This window comes from Brotomerdimonas butyrica, from assembly GCF_025567305.1.
Taxonomy (GTDB): domain Bacteria; phylum Bacillota; class Clostridia; order Peptostreptococcales; family Anaerovoracaceae; genus Lentihominibacter; species Lentihominibacter butyricus.
The window spans coordinates 100,471-116,569 of the sequence record NZ_JAOQJP010000007.1; the positions used below are offsets into that span (position 1 = coordinate 100,471).

At 50.9% G+C, this 16,099-nt stretch carries 15 protein-coding genes; 13 read left to right on the forward strand and 2 right to left on the reverse strand.

All coding sequences use genetic code 11. The features are described from left to right. The first annotated feature begins 4 nt into the window (after nt 1-4). The 7 genes from rpsU to OCV59_RS06415 all read left to right on the forward strand — a co-directional run bounded on the left by rpsU (nt 5) and on the right by OCV59_RS06415 (nt 8,518). Entirely contained in the window at nt 5-184 is a 180-nt protein-coding gene (rpsU, locus tag OCV59_RS06385) for a 30S ribosomal protein S21 (RefSeq protein ID WP_022146591.1), read from the forward strand. A 33-nt stretch (nt 185-217) separates the two neighbouring features. After that, nucleotides 218-670 (forward strand): GatB/YqeY domain-containing protein, encoded by a 453-nt coding sequence (locus OCV59_RS06390; RefSeq protein ID WP_147593661.1) that lies wholly within the window; start codon nt 218-220, stop codon nt 668-670. A gap of 164 nt (nt 671-834) precedes the next feature. Beyond that, nucleotides 835-2,280, forward strand: a complete 1,446-nt coding sequence (locus OCV59_RS06395; RefSeq protein ID WP_147593662.1) for an SH3 domain-containing protein — start codon at nt 835-837, stop codon at nt 2,278-2,280. Between the two features lie 169 nt (nt 2,281-2,449). Then, nucleotides 2,450-4,219, forward strand: coding sequence for a YgiQ family radical SAM protein (locus OCV59_RS06400; protein ID WP_147593663.1), 1,770 nt, complete (start codon nt 2,450-2,452; stop codon nt 4,217-4,219). After that, nucleotides 4,216-5,883 (forward strand): DNA methyltransferase, encoded by a 1,668-nt coding sequence (locus tag OCV59_RS06405; RefSeq protein WP_147593664.1) that lies wholly within the window; start codon nt 4,216-4,218, stop codon nt 5,881-5,883. Before OCV59_RS06400 ends, OCV59_RS06405 begins: the two co-directional genes overlap by 4 nt. 380 nt (nt 5,884-6,263) lie before the next feature. Continuing rightward, on the forward strand, nt 6,264-7,874 hold the full coding sequence (locus tag OCV59_RS06410; protein WP_147593665.1) for a CTP synthase: 1,611 nt from the start codon (nt 6,264-6,266) through the stop codon (nt 7,872-7,874). Between the two features lie 56 nt (nt 7,875-7,930). Continuing rightward, nucleotides 7,931-8,518: a hypothetical protein gene (locus tag OCV59_RS06415; RefSeq protein ID WP_147593666.1), complete on the forward strand. Its 588-nt coding sequence runs from the start codon at nt 7,931-7,933 to the stop codon at nt 8,516-8,518. Between the two features lie 83 nt (nt 8,519-8,601). On the opposite strand, the gene spoIIID is transcribed toward OCV59_RS06415, so the two are convergent. Continuing rightward, on the reverse strand, nt 8,602-8,859 hold the full coding sequence (gene spoIIID / locus OCV59_RS06420; RefSeq protein WP_147593667.1) for a sporulation transcriptional regulator SpoIIID: 258 nt from the start codon (nt 8,857-8,859) through the stop codon (nt 8,602-8,604). Between the two features lie 183 nt (nt 8,860-9,042). On the opposite strand from spoIIID, the gene mreB reads away from it, so the two are divergent. The 6 genes from mreB (at nt 9,043) to OCV59_RS06450 (ending at nt 15,362) form a co-directional block, all read left to right on the forward strand. Further along, entirely contained in the window at nt 9,043-10,065 is a 1,023-nt protein-coding gene (mreB, locus tag OCV59_RS06425) for a rod shape-determining protein (protein ID WP_147593668.1), read from the forward strand. Next, nucleotides 10,062-11,195 (forward strand): THUMP domain-containing class I SAM-dependent RNA methyltransferase, encoded by a 1,134-nt coding sequence (locus OCV59_RS06430; RefSeq protein WP_147593669.1) that lies wholly within the window; start codon nt 10,062-10,064, stop codon nt 11,193-11,195. The genes mreB and OCV59_RS06430 overlap by 4 nt, the downstream gene beginning before the upstream one ends. Before the next feature lie 136 nt (nt 11,196-11,331). Next, on the forward strand, nt 11,332-12,327 hold the full coding sequence (argF, locus tag OCV59_RS06435; protein ID WP_147593670.1) for an ornithine carbamoyltransferase: 996 nt from the start codon (nt 11,332-11,334) through the stop codon (nt 12,325-12,327). A 53-nt stretch (nt 12,328-12,380) separates the two neighbouring features. Beyond that, nucleotides 12,381-13,598: an arginine deiminase gene (arcA, locus tag OCV59_RS06440; protein WP_147593671.1), complete on the forward strand. Its 1,218-nt coding sequence runs from the start codon at nt 12,381-12,383 to the stop codon at nt 13,596-13,598. Between the two features lie 34 nt (nt 13,599-13,632). After that, the gene (gene arcC, locus OCV59_RS06445) at nt 13,633-14,580 is read left to right on the forward strand and encodes a carbamate kinase (RefSeq protein ID WP_147593672.1); all 948 of its coding nucleotides are present in this window, start codon (nt 13,633-13,635) and stop codon (nt 14,578-14,580) included. A gap of 164 nt (nt 14,581-14,744) precedes the next feature. Then, a complete protein-coding gene (locus OCV59_RS06450) occupies nt 14,745-15,362 on the forward strand; it encodes a CYTH domain-containing protein (protein WP_147593673.1) in 618 nt (205 codons plus the stop codon). Nucleotides 15,363-15,503: 141 nt separating this feature from the next. Here the strand turns inward: OCV59_RS06450 and OCV59_RS06455 are convergent, their stop codons facing one another. After that, nucleotides 15,504-16,082: a tRNA (mnm(5)s(2)U34)-methyltransferase gene (locus OCV59_RS06455; protein ID WP_147593674.1), complete on the reverse strand. Its 579-nt coding sequence runs from the start codon at nt 16,080-16,082 to the stop codon at nt 15,504-15,506. Nucleotides 16,083-16,099 lie beyond the last annotated feature (17 nt).

Sequence of the window (16,099 nt, forward strand, 5' to 3'; positions counted from 1 at the left end):
GGAAATGGCACAGGTAATAGTAAGAGAAAACGAAAGCTTAGAAAGCGCTTTAAAGAGATTCAAGAGATCTTGCGCAAGAGACGGAGTTATGTCTGAGCTCAGAAAGAGAGAACATTACGAGAAACCAAGCGTAAAGAGAAAAAAGAAGTCTGAAGCTGCAAGAAAAAAGGCTAAGAAGTACTAGTTCGCAGACAGACCGGAATAAGAGGTGTTTTAATTGACCTTAAAAGAGAGACTTAACGCTGACTTTAAGGAAGCGATGAAGAACAAGCAGAAAGTCCGCAAGGACACTATAAGCTTTGTAAGAGCTGCTATAAAGCAGTTCGAAGTGGATAACAGGGAAGAAATCGACGATGCAGGTATTGCATCCATTTTAGCCAAACAGGTGAAAATGCGAAAAGACGCCCTCGCTGATTTTGAATCAGCCGGTAGAACGGATCTTATAGATGCTTATAACGCAGAAATCGAAGTTCTTACAGAGTACATGCCTAAGCAGCTCAGCGCAGATGAGATCGCGGATATCGTGAAGGAGACTGCAGCGGCTATGGGTGTGGAACAGGGCAGCGGCAAAGCGTCCATGGGCAAGCTCATGGGAGCGACGATGCCTAAAGTCAAGGGAGTTGCAGACGGCAATGATGTAAAAGCTGCTGTGGAGCAGTTCCTTGGATAAACATACAACATATAGATAATGTTTGCCAGGCGGTGATGATATTGAAAGATATCATCACCGCTTTTTATATGTTTTTGGAATTTTCTTGGAATTTGCTGTTGTAATCACGCATTTTAAGATGGTATAATTTTTTACGAATCACGATATCGGGAGATTTGTCGATATTGGCAGCATTCATATGGAATAGTATTTATTATGAGATCATGACACTTGAGAAAGGAAGAGAGATGAAGAAGGTTTTTTCTTTGATATTGTCTTTCATGATCGCAGCGGCGATCGTGGTGCCGGCAATGACAACGGAAAGTGAAGCGGCTTTCAGCGCAAGGACTACTGTACCGGAATACGGTTCAGCGGCAGGTTCTGCATATTACTATACTAACAGCAATATATTCTACAGCTCCGGATACGGACCTAATCAGGTGAAGAGAAGCGACGGAAAGTATGTTACGGGAAACTGCACGTGGTATGCGTACGGCCGTGCCAGCGAGATACTGGGAAGGACCTTCAACTCGAACTTCCGATGGGATGCGTCGAGATGGTGGGACATCAACAAAAAAGGAAACTACTACCCTTACGGAAGCACTCCTAAGGTCGGAGCTATCGCATGCTACAGCACGCATGTAGCGATCGTTGAAAAAGTAGTCAACGGCCAGCCGTATGTATCGGAGTCGAGTTGGACGCTTTCATCATCAAGGCCTGCGTCGGCATCGGATATCGTGTTCCATTACGGTACTCCGTGGAGCAGCAGTCTCAAGGGATACATATATATAACAGATGACACGTCGACTCCTGATGAGACCGTCAGCGTCGACTACAGCGTAAAGATCACAGACAGTGACCTCAACATGAGGACAGGCCCGGGCACTGAATATACAAGGATCGGATATGTCAAGCAGGGTACATACAAGGTCGACAGTGAGTGCGGCAACTGGGTGAGACTCGCTGACAGCGGCTACTGGGTATGCAAAAGCTATGTTACGAAAGTAGAGACGAAGCCGAGTGATACTGTAGATACAGGAACTGACACGAACTACAAGGTGAGCATCACGACTGTAAATCTCAATATGAGAACAGGTCCGGGAGTATCATACACGAGAAAAGGATATATCAATCCGGGAACCTATACTATAGTCAAGACTACGGGAACCTGGGGACTCGTTCAGGAGACCGGCTACTGGGTATGCCTGGAATACACGACGAAGGTGAGTGACGATGGCGGAAACAGCGGAGGAAATACCGGCAGCAGCTATCAGGTAAAGGTAAATACCGCTGCACTCAACATGAGGACAGGTCCCGGAACGAACTACAGCTCCAAGGGACTCCTGCTGATAGGCAGCAAGTGCACTATAATAGATACCAAGGACGGCTGGGGCCAGATGAGCGAAAACGGCTACTGGATCAAGCTTGAATACACTACTCCTGTCGATGCAGAGTACAATGTCAAGGTGACAGACAGCGACCTCAACATGAGGACAGGCCCTGGAACATCGTATACCAGAAAGGGATACGTATCTCCGGGAGTGCATACTATCGTAGAGACAGACGGAGGCTGGGGCAAGCTCAAGAGCAACGGCTACTGGATCAAGCTGTCGTACACTACAAAAATATAAGTGCTGCGCAAATGATGCGGTACAAATGATGTATTTCAATAAATAGGAATTGATGCTATGATAGCCTGCTTACATATATGTTAAGCGGGCTATCGTTTTATATGATGCGTGCATATCAGCAGCTGCAAGGCAGCCGGTGCGGGGATGCGGCGCATCCGGGCGGTGTTTTATGTTTTTACCTGTAAATAAAGAAGATATGAAAAAGAGAGGCTGGGATCAGGTCGATTTCGTGCTGGTGACGGGAGATGCGTATGTCGATCATCCGTCCTTCGGAACGGCTATAATCAGCAGAGTGCTGGAGTCGCACGGGTTCCGCGTGGCGATACTGTCACAGCCTGCATGGGATGATGCGCATGATTTCAGGCGCTTCGGAAAACCCAGACTCGGGTTTCTGATAAACAGCGGCAACGTGGATTCGATGGTGAACCACTATTCGGTGTTCAAGCACAGGAGGCGCAGAGATGTATATTCGCCGGGCGGCAAAAGCGGCAGGCGGCCGGACCGCGCGGTGATAGTCTACTGCAACCGTGCACGCGAAGCTTATAAAGATGTGCCGGTGATAATAGGCGGGCTCGAAGCCAGCCTCAGGAGACTGGGACATTATGACTACTGGGACAACAAGGTCAGGAGATCGATACTGATGGATTCCAGAGCCGATATACTGATATACGGGATGGGGGAGCATGCGTGTGTAGAGATCGCTGAAGCTCTCGAAGCCGGGATACAGGCTCAGGATATAACGTGGATAAACGGCACATGCGTGAGGATGAAGGATCCGTATATCCAGGATGACGACGTGATCCTTCCTGATTTCGAGTCCATAAAAACCTCGAAGGAAGAGTACTGCAGGAGCTTTGCACTTCAGTACAGGAGCAACGAACCCGTAAACGGCAGACGGCTGATAGAACGTTACGACAATAACAGTTACATTGTCCAGAACCCGCCGCAGCCCCCTCTGGAGCGCGATGAACTGGACATACTGTACGAGCTGCCGTTCATGCGCGACTACCATCCTTCATACGAAGAAGAGGGCGGAGTCCCTGCGATAGAAGAAGTCAAGTTCAGCATAACGGCAAACCGCGGATGCTTCGGCGGGTGCGCGTTCTGCGCGATCACATATCACCAGGGCAGAGAAGTCAGGAGCAGGAGCAAGGAATCGATAGTGCAGGAGGCAGAACTGCTGAAGCAGCAGGATGGATTCAAGGGATACATCCATGACATCGGCGGGCCGACTGCGAATTTCCGCAATCCGTCGTGTGAAAAACAGAAAAAGTACGGCATGTGTCAGCACAAGGACTGTCTGTTCCCGAAGCCATGCAGCCAGCTTGAAGCCGATCATACCGAATATATCGACGTGCTGAAAGCGGTGCGCGAACTCGACGGCATCAAGAAAGTATTCATAAGATCAGGTATAAGATACGACTATATGCTCGCGGACAAAGACAAGAGCTTCATGAAGGAACTCTGCATGCATCATGTCAGCGGAGTGCTCAAGGTGGCGCCGGAGCACATCTCGCCGAGAGTGCTGAAGAACATGAGGAAGCCTGCAAAGGAAGTGTTTGACAGATTCAGCGCGGAATACAGCAGGATGAACAAAAAGCTGGGAAAGAAACAGTACATGATACCGTACTTCATTTCCTCGCACCCTGGCAGTACGCTGCAGGATGCCGTAGAGCTGGCGCTTTACATGAAAGAGACGGGATTCGTGCCGGATCAGGTGCAGGATTTTTACCCGACACCGGGGACTCTGGCGACATGCATGTACTATACTGAGATGGATCCGTTCACGATGAAAAAGGTATATGTGGCAAAAACCGAAGAGGAAAAGAAGATGCAGCGGGCGCTGATGCATTTCAATAAGCGTGAGAACCGCAAAACGGTCATAAAGGCGCTGCAGAAGGCCGGCCGTGAAGACCTCGTGGAGGTGCTGCTGAGATGAGTATAATGCGAGAGGTCCTCCGCGCGTTCGAAGAAGGCAGGAAGCAGTACGGGGAGTCGGTCAAAATGATTTCGGCCGGCGGGCAGCAGCCGGATTTTACAGTATGCGAGGTATACGGTGCAGGTGCAAAGGTCTGCAGTGCTGCTGCATCGGGCGGTGACGGCAGTCGTGAAAAGGCGCGCAGCGCTGATCGGAGCGTCGATATCGATGGAAAGATCGCGTCAGGCGACAATTTGGAGTACATGATGCATCTTCTGAGGAATGAAGATATGCGAGGAAAGGTGCAGCTGATATATGTCGATCCGCCGTTTTTTTCAGGCAGCAGATATGAGGCGTCGGTGCGGCTCGATTCGGAAAAGCTGGGTGATTCGGGACTTCTGAAGGTCGGCGCATATGATGACAGATGGAACCGCAGTATCGGGGAGTATCTCGAGATGCTGACGGCGCGCCTGTTCATGATGAGGGATCTGCTCTCTGAAACGGGATGTCTGTGGGTGCATCTCGACTGGCACAGCGTGCATTACGTGAAGCTGATACTGGACGAGATATTCGGACCGGAGAATTTCGTGAACGAAGTTGTATGGAACTACAAGTCAGGAGGAGCGACAAAGCGCAGTTTTGCAAAGAAGCATGATACGCTGCTCTTTTACAGCAAAAGCAGGAAGTACAGCTTCCGGCCGCTCAGGGAAAAGTCGTACAACCGCGAGCTGAAGCCGTATCATTTCAAAGGCGTGGAGGAATTCTGCGACGATATCGGATGGTACACTATGGTGAACATGAAAGACGTGTGGAGCATAGACATGGTAGGGCGTACATCTGCAGAGAGGAACGGCTACGCGACGCAGAAGCCTGAGGCGCTGCTGGAGCGGATAATAAGCTCGTGCAGCCGCGAGGGCGATATATGCGCTGATCTTTTTGCGGGCTCGGGGACGCTGGGCGCAGTGTGTCAGAAGATGGGGAGACGATGGATCATGTGTGATGAGAGCCGTCTCGGCACGGCGGCGCAGATAGAAAGGATGGGCTCGTGCGGTGCGGTGTTTGCTGTAGCGCGCGGAGAATATCCGGGTGAACGATGTGGCAGGATCGCGGCAAAAGCGGCAGAACGTTCGGCTGGAGCACCGGATGTGTACGGCGAGCTCACGGTAAAGGCTGCTGACGGCAGGATAGAGCTCACCGGATACGGGCTGGAGGATGCCGGGACGCCAGGTACTGCGGTCGATATGGCAGAGCCGGGCGTAACATCAGCAACTGACTGCACATCAGAGCCGGGCAGCGCATCAGAACCCGGGAAGGCAGGCGCGTGTGGCCTTTACAGCGGCATGTGTGAGCCGAAGTCAGCTACAAAGCTTAAAAAGTACGCGCAGGAAGACGGGCTCAGCCTGATAAAATTCTGGAGCATCGATACGGCATACGACGGCCGCGTGCATCGGGCGGAAAATATCATATCAGGAAAAGAGCGGAGCTGTGAGGCCGGCATGTCAGCAGGCACATGCGATCCCGGAAACCATAACAATAGTGCCGGCAGTGCCGGTGATCCGGCGGATGCCGCCGTTTTAGCGGACAGCAGCGGCGGGAGCGCGTCAGCGAATGGGGCGAGGATCGTCAGCGTGACCGGATACGATGTACTGGGAAACAGGTTCTCTAAGGTCATGGAGATCAAATGAGCGAGCAAGAGTAATAGGAAGGAACGGGGCGCGGCAGAACTGCAGGCATGAAGCGGCGCAGGATGTTTTCTGAACATCCGGGGCTTGGCTGCCTGTGGATCTCGCCGGATCTCGCCGGATCCGTGATCGATCTGAAAATCTGAAATTTTTTGATAAAATAAGTTGCGCGCAAAATGGTTTTGATGTATAATATCAAAGTAAATTTTGTGCGCAAAGATATCAAGAATAAGGAAGACGGCAATGAGTTGGGGTCTGGATTATTTATCCCCATCTGAACGCCCGAAACCTTATCTTTTTTATTTTGGGCATTTTTATTATATAGCAGATATCATTTATGATATGAAGTCACACGTATTTATCAAAGAAAGCAGGTGGGGTGCATGAAAAAGTATATATTTGTAACAGGTGGAGTCGTTTCGGGACTCGGAAAGGGAATCACAGCGGCATCGCTGGGCAGGCTGCTCAAGGCGAGGGGGCTTCGTGTCTCGGCGCAGAAGCTGGATCCGTATATAAACGTGGACCCCGGTACGATGAGTCCGTATCAGCATGGAGAGGTGTTCGTCACGGAGGACGGAGCGGAGACAGATCTCGACCTCGGACACTATGAACGTTTCATAGATGAAGATCTGAACAAATATTCAAACCTGACGACGGGCAAAGTCTACTGGAACGTGCTCAACAAGGAGAGAAAAGGTGAATATCTGGGCAGCACCGTGCAGGTGATACCGCACATCACTAATGAGATCAAGGAATTCATATACAACGTAGGCAAGACTAGCAACGCGGACGTGATAATAACTGAGATCGGCGGCACGGTAGGCGATATCGAGAGCCAGCCGTTCCTGGAAGCGATCAGACAGGTATCGCTGGAGCAGGGAAAGGAAAACTGCCTGTTCATCCATGTGACGCTCGTTCCGTATCTGAAGAGCTCGGGCGAACACAAGTCGAAGCCGACGCAGCATTCAGTAAAAGAACTGAGGACAATGGGCATATCACCTGATATAATAGTGATGAGATCAGACGAGCCTATCGACGAGAGCATCAGGGAAAAGATCTCGCTGTTCTGCAATGTCAAGCCTGACTGCGTGATAGAGAACATGACGATCCCTGTGCTTTACGAAGCACCGCTGATGCTTGAAAAAGCGAAGTTTTCATGGATCGTATGCAGAGAGCTGGGACTCGATGCAGGCCCGTGCGAGATGACGGAGTGGCAGACGATGGTCGACAGGATCAAGGCCAGAAAAGAGTGCGTGAAGATCGCGATAGTAGGAAAATATGTAAAGCTGCACGACGCATACCTGTCGGTGGCTGAAGCGCTGAAGCACGGCGGTTATGAGAACAGCTGCCATATCGACATCAAGTGGGTCGAGGCAGAAGACGTGACTGCAGACACTGCGGAAGAGCTTCTCGGAGACGTGGACGGAATACTCGTTCCTGGAGGATTCGGCGACAGAGGCATAGAAGGAAAGATCACAGCTGCAAGATTTGCACGTGTGAACAAAGTGCCGTATTTCGGCATATGCCTCGGCATGCAGATCGCAGTGATAGAATTTGCGAGAAACGTACTCGGCATAAAGGATGCGGATTCCGGAGAGTTCAGCGAAGACTGTGCTCACAAGGTCATAGACTTCATGCCTGACCAGTACGGCGACATACCTAAGGGCGGCACGATGAGGCTCGGAGCATATCCGTGCAAGATAACAGCAGGCACGATAATGGAGAGAGCGTACGGTACAGGCGAGATCGCAGAACGACACAGACACAGATACGAGTTCAACAACGACTACCGCGAAAGATTCGAAGACGCAGGAATGAAGATCGCAGGTACATCACCTGACGGCAGACTGGTCGAAGCGGTAGAGCTGACAGATCATCCGCATTACGTCGGAGTACAGTATCACCCTGAGTTCAAGAGCAGACCTAACAAGGCTCATCCGCTTTTCAGGGAATTCATAAAAGCAGCGCATGAGACTGCGGCCGGGAAGAGATAGGTCCGGCAGCCGCTGCATGCAGACGCATTGTATATTCAGGAGGAATACAGCAGATAATGTATATCAGAAACAATACGATCGCAGTAATATTCAGAGTCATATTCATCATAGTGTGCGGGGCCGGACTGGTGCTCAGGTTCATGAGCATCACACCGTCGGCTGACATGATACTCGGCGACTTTGCAGTGATATCGAACACGCTGGCACTCGTGTACTTCGCATACCTGATAATCGCAAGACCCGGGTATGAACGGGGGACGCTGCGCGGAGCGGTGACGATATATATGGCAGTGACATTCGCGGTGTATTATCTGATGACATTCGGTACGGGATTTTCACTTCCCGTGGACCTGTCGGTGTCGGGATACCTGATGTATTTCATCTCGCCGGTGATGGTCTTCCTCGATTATCTGCTGTTCTGCAGGAAAGGCGGTTTCACGCCGTACAGTCCGGTGATATGGGCGATACTGCCGGTCGTGTTCAATGCAGCCGTGCTCGTCGTGAACCACATGGGACTTTCCATGAAAAGGCTGCCGTACTTCAGCCTGCCGGACATCGGGATGGTCGTTACGCTGTTCGTGTTCCTGGGCATCAGCTACATATTTTTTGTGATCGATGATCTGATGGCGGGACGGCGCGGATAAAAAACACTTAAAACAGGAAATCAGACAAAAAAGCTGTCTCTCAAACGTGAGGCAGCTTATATTTTGCCTTTTGCAGCAGGCATTCAGTCGTGATGGATATGTAAATATTTTTCTCTGGTAGCAAGACCGCCTCTGATGTGACGTTCGGCTTTGTTGTTTTCGAGGACTTCTTTGACTTCGGCTGCAAGACCAGGGTTGATCTCGCGGAGCCTTTCAGTGATATCTTTGTGCACCGTGGATTTTGAGATCCTGAATTTAGCTGCAGTGCTGCGTACCGTTGCTCCGGTATCGATGATATAGCGGGCAAGCTCCAGCACGCGCTCTTCGATATAATCTTTCATAGTATTGACAGTTCACCACCCCATTATCAATTAACTTTATCAGTCAAAACAATATATGTACGGATCGGCAAAATATACTTGCTTTAGATTTTCAGTGTAATTTTTATTTGTATGGCAAAACTAATAAATAACTGATAAAATGAAAGGAGTTCGCGGTAATACTGGGTATCGCGGGTTGGTAGTATGGTATTTGGTGAAGAAGTCGGGATCGATCTCGGGACGGCAAATGTGCTGATATATGTGGACGGCAAAGGGATAGTGCTCGAGGAGCCGTCGGTAGTCGCGATAAACAGAGACACGAATGAGATACTGGCGGTCGGAAGCGATGCAAAGCGCATGATCGGCAGGACGCCGGGCAATATCGCTGCGATAAGGCCGCTTCGCGAGGGTGTGATATCTGATTACGACGTGACGGAGAAGATGCTGCAGTACTTTATAAAAAAGACGTGCGGCGGCAGCCGGTTTTTCAAGCCGAGGCTTGTGGTGTGCGTGCCGAGCGGCGTGACCGAGGTGGAAAAGCGCGCGGTAAAGGAAGCCGCGCTGCAGGCGGGCGGCAGAGCCGTGTATCTGATAGAGGAGCCGGTGGCCGCGGCGATAGGCGCAGGCATAGATATCAATGCGCCGGAAGGCATCATGATAATAGATATAGGCGGCGGCACGACGGATATCGCGGTGATATCGATGGGCGGCATAGTCAGCAGCGCATCGGTCAAGGTCGCAGGAGACAGGTTCGACGACTGTATAGTGAAATACATGAGGAAGAAGTACAGTCTTTTCATAGGCGAGAGGACTGCGGAAAAGCTCAAGCGCGAGGTGGGCATGGCGTTTGCCGATGAGGAGCCGCTGAAAACCCTGTGCAAGGGGCGCGATCTTGTCACAGGCCTCCCGAGGACTGTAGAAGTAGGGTCTGAAGAGGTGCTCGAGGCACTCGAGGAGCCGCTGGATGTGATATGTGAGGCGACACACAGCGTGCTCGAAAAGACGCCGCCGGAGCTTGCGGCAGACGTCGGCGAAATGGGCATCGTGATAACGGGAGGCGGGGCATATCTCAGAGGCCTCGACAAACGCATACAGGAGCGGACCGGGATCAGGACAGTCGTGGCGGCAGACGCGGATCTGTGCGTCGCCAGAGGAACAGGAGAATCACTTAAATATATAGACATAATAAGCAGGAACAGTTTGAACAGGAGAGAAACTTATATATGAAACTTGAACTGATAGCAACAGCAACATTCGGACTTGAAGCGGTAGTAAGGCGGGAAGTGGAGGCTCTGGGCTACAAGGTGCTCAAGACAGAGGACGGCAAGGTCACTTATCTCGGAGACGAGCGAGCGATAGTCAGGTCGAATCTATGGCTGAGGAGCGCGGACAGAGTGCTTCTCAAAATGGCGGAATTCAGGGCGGATGAGTTCGAGGCGCTTTTTCAGCAGACAAAAGCTCTACCGTGGGAGCAGCTGATACCGCCGGACGGCAGGTTCACGGTGACGGGAACATCGGTAAAATCAAAGCTTCACAGCGTACCGGCGTGTCAGAAGATCGTCAAGAAGGCGATCGTCGACAGGCTCGGCGAGACTTACGGCATAGAGACTTTTGAAGAGACAGGAGCGGAATATACCGTGAAAGCGACACTGCTAAAGGACAGGGTGACGCTTACCGTCGACACCAGCGGGACAGGCCTTCACAAGCGCGGATACAGACAGGCGGATGTTGCGGCGCCTATCAAGGAAACGCTTGCTGCGGCTATGATACAGCTGTCGTTCTGGAATGCCGACAGGATACTGATAGATCCATGCTGCGGATCGGGAACGATACCGGTCGAAGCGGCGATGATCGGCAGGAACATAGCCCCGGGACTGAACAGATCGTTCGCCTGCGAAGGCTGGGAGCTCATAGACGAGAGCATCTGGAAGGAAGAGAAAAAAGCTGCCTTCGAGGCTATAAGATACGACAAAAAACTGCAGATCTACGGCTTTGACATAAACAAAAAAGCAGTCTCGGCTGCGAGAGAAAACGCCGGGGAGGCGGGCGTGGACGACTGTATAGTCTTTGGCAGAAACGATGTGGCAAATCTCAGAGCTGTCGGAAAAAACGGCATCATAATAACGAACCCTCCGTATGGCGAGAGGATCGGAGAAGCCGAGCAGATAGAAGCTATCTACAAGGCTCTCGGAGGCTTTATGACAGAACATCCCGACTGGTCGCTTTTCATGGTGACCACCGATAAAGAAGCCGAGGAAAAAGTCATGGGGCGAAAGGCGGAGCGCAGGAGGAAGCTCTACAACGGCAGACTTGAAGTGTGCTACTATCAGTTCCACGGAAAAAGAGTGCAGGATTAGCCTCTGCATGCAGCATATGGAAAGCGCCGGATATCCGGCATTTTACTGATAAAAACGGCTCGTCCGGGGGATAATATGTTATTATAGTGGCATATAAAGCGAAGATAAATAATTTTAAGATAAGGAGATTTTTAAAATGGCAGTAAACTTAAAAGGAAGAAGTTTTTTAACACTTATGGATTTCACACCTGAGGAGATCAGGTACATGCTCGATCTGGCCCGCGATCTGAAGGCGAAGAAAAGAGCGGGGATAAGGACCGAAGTTTTGAAAGGAAAGAACATAGTGCTTCTTTTTGAGAAGACTTCCACCAGAACAAGATGCTCTTTTGAAGTCGCTTGCCACGATGAGGGTGCAAATGTCACTTTTCTGGACTCAAAGAGCTCGCAGATGGGAAAGAAAGAGAGTCTCGAGGATTCGGCCAAGGTCCTGGGAAGATTCTTTGACGGCATAGAATACAGAGGATACGAGCAGTCTGTTGTCGAGGATCTCGCGAGATTTTCGGGAGTGCCTGTGTGGAACGGACTGACGGACGTCGATCATCCTACTCAGATACTTGCGGACATGCTCACGATAGAAGAGCATGTGAACAAGCCTCTCAGCAAGGTCAAAGTGGTATTCTGCGGCGACATCAGGAACAACATGAGCTATGCGTGGATGTACGGATGTGCGAAGATGGGCATGCACTATGTGGCTTACGGCCCTGACACGCTCGCGGCAGAGCTCGACAGCGAGATACTCGAAAAGGTCAATGCAGTGGCTGAGGAGACCGGAGCTGTGATAGAGGTGTCATCGGATCCGAAATGCCTCGAAGGCGCAGACGTGATATACACTGATATCTGGGCTTCGATGGGCGAAGAGGCCGAGATCCCGGAAAGAGTGAAATTGCTCACCCCTTACAAGGTGACTATGGAAATGCTGGAGCAGACAGGAAACCCTGACGTGATCTTCCTGCACTGCCTGCCGTCTTTCCATGACTTTGAAACTGATATGGCCAGAGAACAGAAAGAGCTGGGATACGATATAAGAGAAGTGACAGACGAAGTATTCAGAAGCAGACATTCAAAAGTATTCGATGAAGCGGAAAACAGGATGCATACGATAAAAGCTGTTATCGTTGCAACGATAGGATAAAGAAAAACCAGCCTTCTGATCACAGACCGGCCAGAGGGAAAGGAAGGTTTTATATGAAACCCGGAATAAACAATTATTCGGAGATAGGCAAGCTCAACAAAGTCCTGCTGCACCGGATCGGCGACGAGATCGAGGGACTGGTGCCTGACAACTTCGAACGTCTGCTGTTCGACGATATACCGTATCTGAAAGTTGCGCAGCAGGAGCATGACAAGTTCGCAGATGTTCTCCGGGAAAACGACGTCGAGGTCATCTATTATGTCGATGAGACGGTAAAAGCGCTCAGAGACAGGAAGGTGCGGGAACGGTTCGTCAAGGAGTTCGTAAGCGAGAGCGATATACATTCGGATGCCGTAAAAGAGGCGCTCGAAGAATATCTGATGTCTATGAGTGTGAAGGATATGGTCGAAAAGACGATATCCGGAGTGAAGAAAAGCGAGCTGAGCGTCAAGTCTACGTCGCTTGCTGATTATATCTCGTCGGGATATCCGTACTATACGGATCCGATGCCCAACCTGTATTTTACGAGAGACCAGGGTGCGTGCGTCGGAGACGGAGTCAGCATACACCGCATGAGCACTGCGGCGAGAAGACGCGAAGCGCTGCTGCTGAAGTATATGTTCAGATATGACAGCTCGTTCGCGCCGGAGGGTACGAATATCTGGTACGATTATGACCAGGCGTACTCGATGGAGGGCGGCGACGTACTGGTGCTGTCTGACGAGATCGTGGCGATAGGGCTTTCGCAGAGGACCACGGTTGCGGGCATAGAGCAGTTCGCGCGGAATATACTGAACAAGTCGTCGTTCAGGAAGATACTGGTGTTCGACATACCGAAATGCAGGGCTTTCATGCATCTCGACACTGTCTTTACCATGGTGGATTTCGACAAGTTCACGATACACCCCGAGATCGAGGGGCCGCTGCAGCTTTTCGAGATAACGCTGGACAGAGAGGGAAACGCTCATTTCAGCAGCATACAGGATGAGCTCGCGAATATACTGAAAAACGAGCTGGGCCTGCCTGCGGTCGACCTGATAAGGTGCGGAGGAGACGATGCTCAGGCTGCGCAGAGAGAGCAGTGGAACGACGGATCGAATACGCTGGCGATAGCACCCGGAGTCGTGGTGACGTATGAGAGGAACTACGTGACGAATGATCTTCTCGACAAGAAAGGCATAAAGGTGCTGACTATACCGAGCTCTGAACTTTCAAGGGGAAGAGGCGGTCCGAGATGCATGAGCTGTCCGGTGAACAGGGATGACCTGTAATTCTTCAGGATGCAGTTTTTCAGGAGGAAAGAAGATGAATGACAAGAGAATCGTAGTGGCTCTGGGCGGCAACGCTCTGCAGTCAAAAGACGGTCCGGCCACAGCTGAAGCTCAGCTTGAGGTCGTGAGAAAAACGTGCGAGCATATAGCCAGGATCAGCGGCATGGGGCATGAGATCGCCGTGGTGCACGGCAACGGGCCGCAGGTCGGCAGGATCGTGATGGCGTCGGAAGCAGCCGGAGAAGTGACGCCTGTCATGCCTTTCGATGTGTGCGGCGCCATGTCGCAGGGATATATAGGATACCATATCCAGCAGTGTCTGAAGTATGCGCTGAATAAAGACAACCGCAACATCCCGGTCGTGACGGTGGCGACTCAGATGATAGTCGATGAGAGAGACCCTGCATTCCAGAACCCTACCAAGCCGATAGGGCCGTTCTACACGAAGGAACAGGCTGAGAAGCTGAGTAAGGAAAAGGGCTATGTGATGAAGGAGGATTCCGGTCGCGGCTACAGGAGAGTAGTCGCATCGCCGCTGCCGCAGAGGATCGTGGAGATCGAGGCGGTGAAACAGCTTTGGGATCACTCGATCGTGATAACGTGCGGAGGCGGAGGTATCCCGGTCATCGAGAACCCGGACGGTACGCTGTGCGGAGTCGCGGCAGTGATCGACAAGGATTTCGCGGCCGAGCTGCTGGCTGAGAAGGTCGACGCCGATATACTGATGATCCTGACCGAAGTGGAAAAGGTAGCGATCGATTTCGGGAAGCCGGATCAGAAGGATCTTTCGGGGATGACGCTGGCTGAGGCCGCAAAGTACGTGCGTGAAGGGCAGTTCCCTGCGGGCAGCATGCTGCCTAAGGTGGAGGCGGCGATGAAATTCGTCAGGACGTATCCGGACAAAAAAGCTATAATAACCTCGCTCGACAAGGCGGTCGAAGCACTGGAAGGGAAAACGGGCACGGTGATAACCTTCAACTGAGCTTAAATTCCAGTGATTTCTGCGAATTCAGAAAATGATAAGTTTTGTTTGTCGTTAAAAAATAATTTACTTGCTTTAAACCATATTAAGTGATATCATCTATAAAGTCATCTTTTTGTAGATAAGACAAACATCATACATTGGAAGAAATCAGAAGGTAGAATATGGAGATTGAATTAAAGTACAGGATACCTACGCAGGAAGTTGCAGATGATATCTGGAAAGACAAACTTTTTTTTACTCAGGAAGAAGAGGGGACAAGAGAAGAAGCCTGCTTCAATGCCAGATATTTCGACACGCCGGATTTTGATCTTGCAAAAAATGATATGGCGTACAGAGTAAGAAAAGAAGGCTGCAGATGGGTGGCAGCGCTTAAGTGGAAAGGTCACAGTGAAGGCGCTCTTCACATGAGAGAGGAGATAAACGTTCCTGTGAATGACGACAAGGCTGCTCCTGAGGTTTTCGGAGAAAGCGAGATCGGCGCAGAGCTCATGAGAGTGATCGGTGAGAAACCTCTCTACAGCATGCTCGAGACGAGATTCCACCGCAGACGTTTCAGGATAGATACGGGCACGGGCATATTCGAACTGTCCGTCGATGAGGGCTTCATAGTTACGCCTTACGGTGAAGAACCCATATCCGAGGTCGAGATCGAGCTTTTCTCAGGCGAGACATCGGAGCTGCAGGAGCTTGGCGAAAAGCTTCAGAAGAAATATGATCTTGAAAAAGAAGAACGAAGCAAGTATTCGAGAGGAATAGACATAATACGGGCAGGCAGATAGCATACAGGCGGAAATATCGAACAATATAAGGAAACGGTCATAAAAAAGGGCGTGAGAGTCGATCTTCACAGGCCCTTTTTATTATCCGGGAAATATCGTCTGCGACATTTTCACATTAAACTCATGTCGTTCAACTGCTGTTCAGCGCTTTTTAGTGATGAGGAGTATCTCAGGCGGATCGTTTTTCTGGTTTGCTATGTTCACGTAGGCTGCGTGATATGTGCGGGAGTCCAGCCCGCGCGCCATGGAAAGGAGCGCTTCCTTTTCTTCAGGACCCTTGCTGTGACCGCTGTACATCGTGATGCACAGAAGTCCGTCTTTCTGCAGCAGCTCCAGCGCTTTTGCGGCGGCAGCCAAAGTCGAGGAGCGTTCCGTTACGGTGTTCCTGGCGGCGCCCGGGAGATAGCCGAGGTTGAACACGACGGCTTTTACAGGCGTACTGATATACAGATCCATGTTTTCATGGGAGTCGCATATCAGTTTCACGGTCCCGTCTTCGAGACGGTCACGGAAGCCGTTCGATATCAGAAGCTCTTTCGTATTGTCGACCGCCTGCTGCTGTATGTCGAACGCGTAAAGCGCAGACGGTCCGTGCCGCAGGAGTCTGAGCGTGTCGTGGCCGTTGCCGCATGTCGCGTCGACGAGTACGTCTCCGGGAGATATGTATCCCGAAACGATGAACATGGCGAAATCTGTCGTAGTCTGGATTATATTTGACATTTATGGTACACATCCTT

What these genes read in the sequence shown, in the direction of transcription:
- OCV59_RS06405 (WP_147593664.1), top strand. Translation starts at nt 4,216, where the DNA reads ATGAGTATAATGCGAGAGGTCCTCCGCGCGTTCGAAGAAGGCAGGAAG.
- OCV59_RS06430 (WP_147593669.1), top strand. Translation starts at nt 10,062, where the DNA reads ATGAAACTTGAACTGATAGCAACAGCAACATTCGGACTTGAAGCGGTA.
- OCV59_RS06400 (WP_147593663.1), top strand. Translation starts at nt 2,450, where the DNA reads ATGTTTTTACCTGTAAATAAAGAAGATATGAAAAAGAGAGGCTGGGAT.
- OCV59_RS06410 (WP_147593665.1), top strand. Translation starts at nt 6,264, where the DNA reads ATGAAAAAGTATATATTTGTAACAGGTGGAGTCGTTTCGGGACTCGGA.
- spoIIID (WP_147593667.1), bottom strand. Translation starts at nt 8,859, where the DNA reads ATGAAAGATTATATCGAAGAGCGCGTGCTGGAGCTTGCCCGCTATATC.
- OCV59_RS06415 (WP_147593666.1), top strand. Translation starts at nt 7,931, where the DNA reads ATGTATATCAGAAACAATACGATCGCAGTAATATTCAGAGTCATATTC.
- OCV59_RS06455 (WP_147593674.1), bottom strand. Translation starts at nt 16,082, where the DNA reads ATGTCAAATATAATCCAGACTACGACAGATTTCGCCATGTTCATCGTT.
- argF (WP_147593670.1), top strand. Translation starts at nt 11,332, where the DNA reads ATGGCAGTAAACTTAAAAGGAAGAAGTTTTTTAACACTTATGGATTTC.
- OCV59_RS06450 (WP_147593673.1), top strand. Translation starts at nt 14,745, where the DNA reads ATGGAGATTGAATTAAAGTACAGGATACCTACGCAGGAAGTTGCAGAT.
- mreB (WP_147593668.1), top strand. Translation starts at nt 9,043, where the DNA reads ATGGTATTTGGTGAAGAAGTCGGGATCGATCTCGGGACGGCAAATGTG.
- arcA (WP_147593671.1), top strand. Translation starts at nt 12,381, where the DNA reads ATGAAACCCGGAATAAACAATTATTCGGAGATAGGCAAGCTCAACAAA.
- arcC (WP_147593672.1), top strand. Translation starts at nt 13,633, where the DNA reads ATGAATGACAAGAGAATCGTAGTGGCTCTGGGCGGCAACGCTCTGCAG.
- rpsU (WP_022146591.1), top strand. Translation starts at nt 5, where the DNA reads ATGGCACAGGTAATAGTAAGAGAAAACGAAAGCTTAGAAAGCGCTTTA.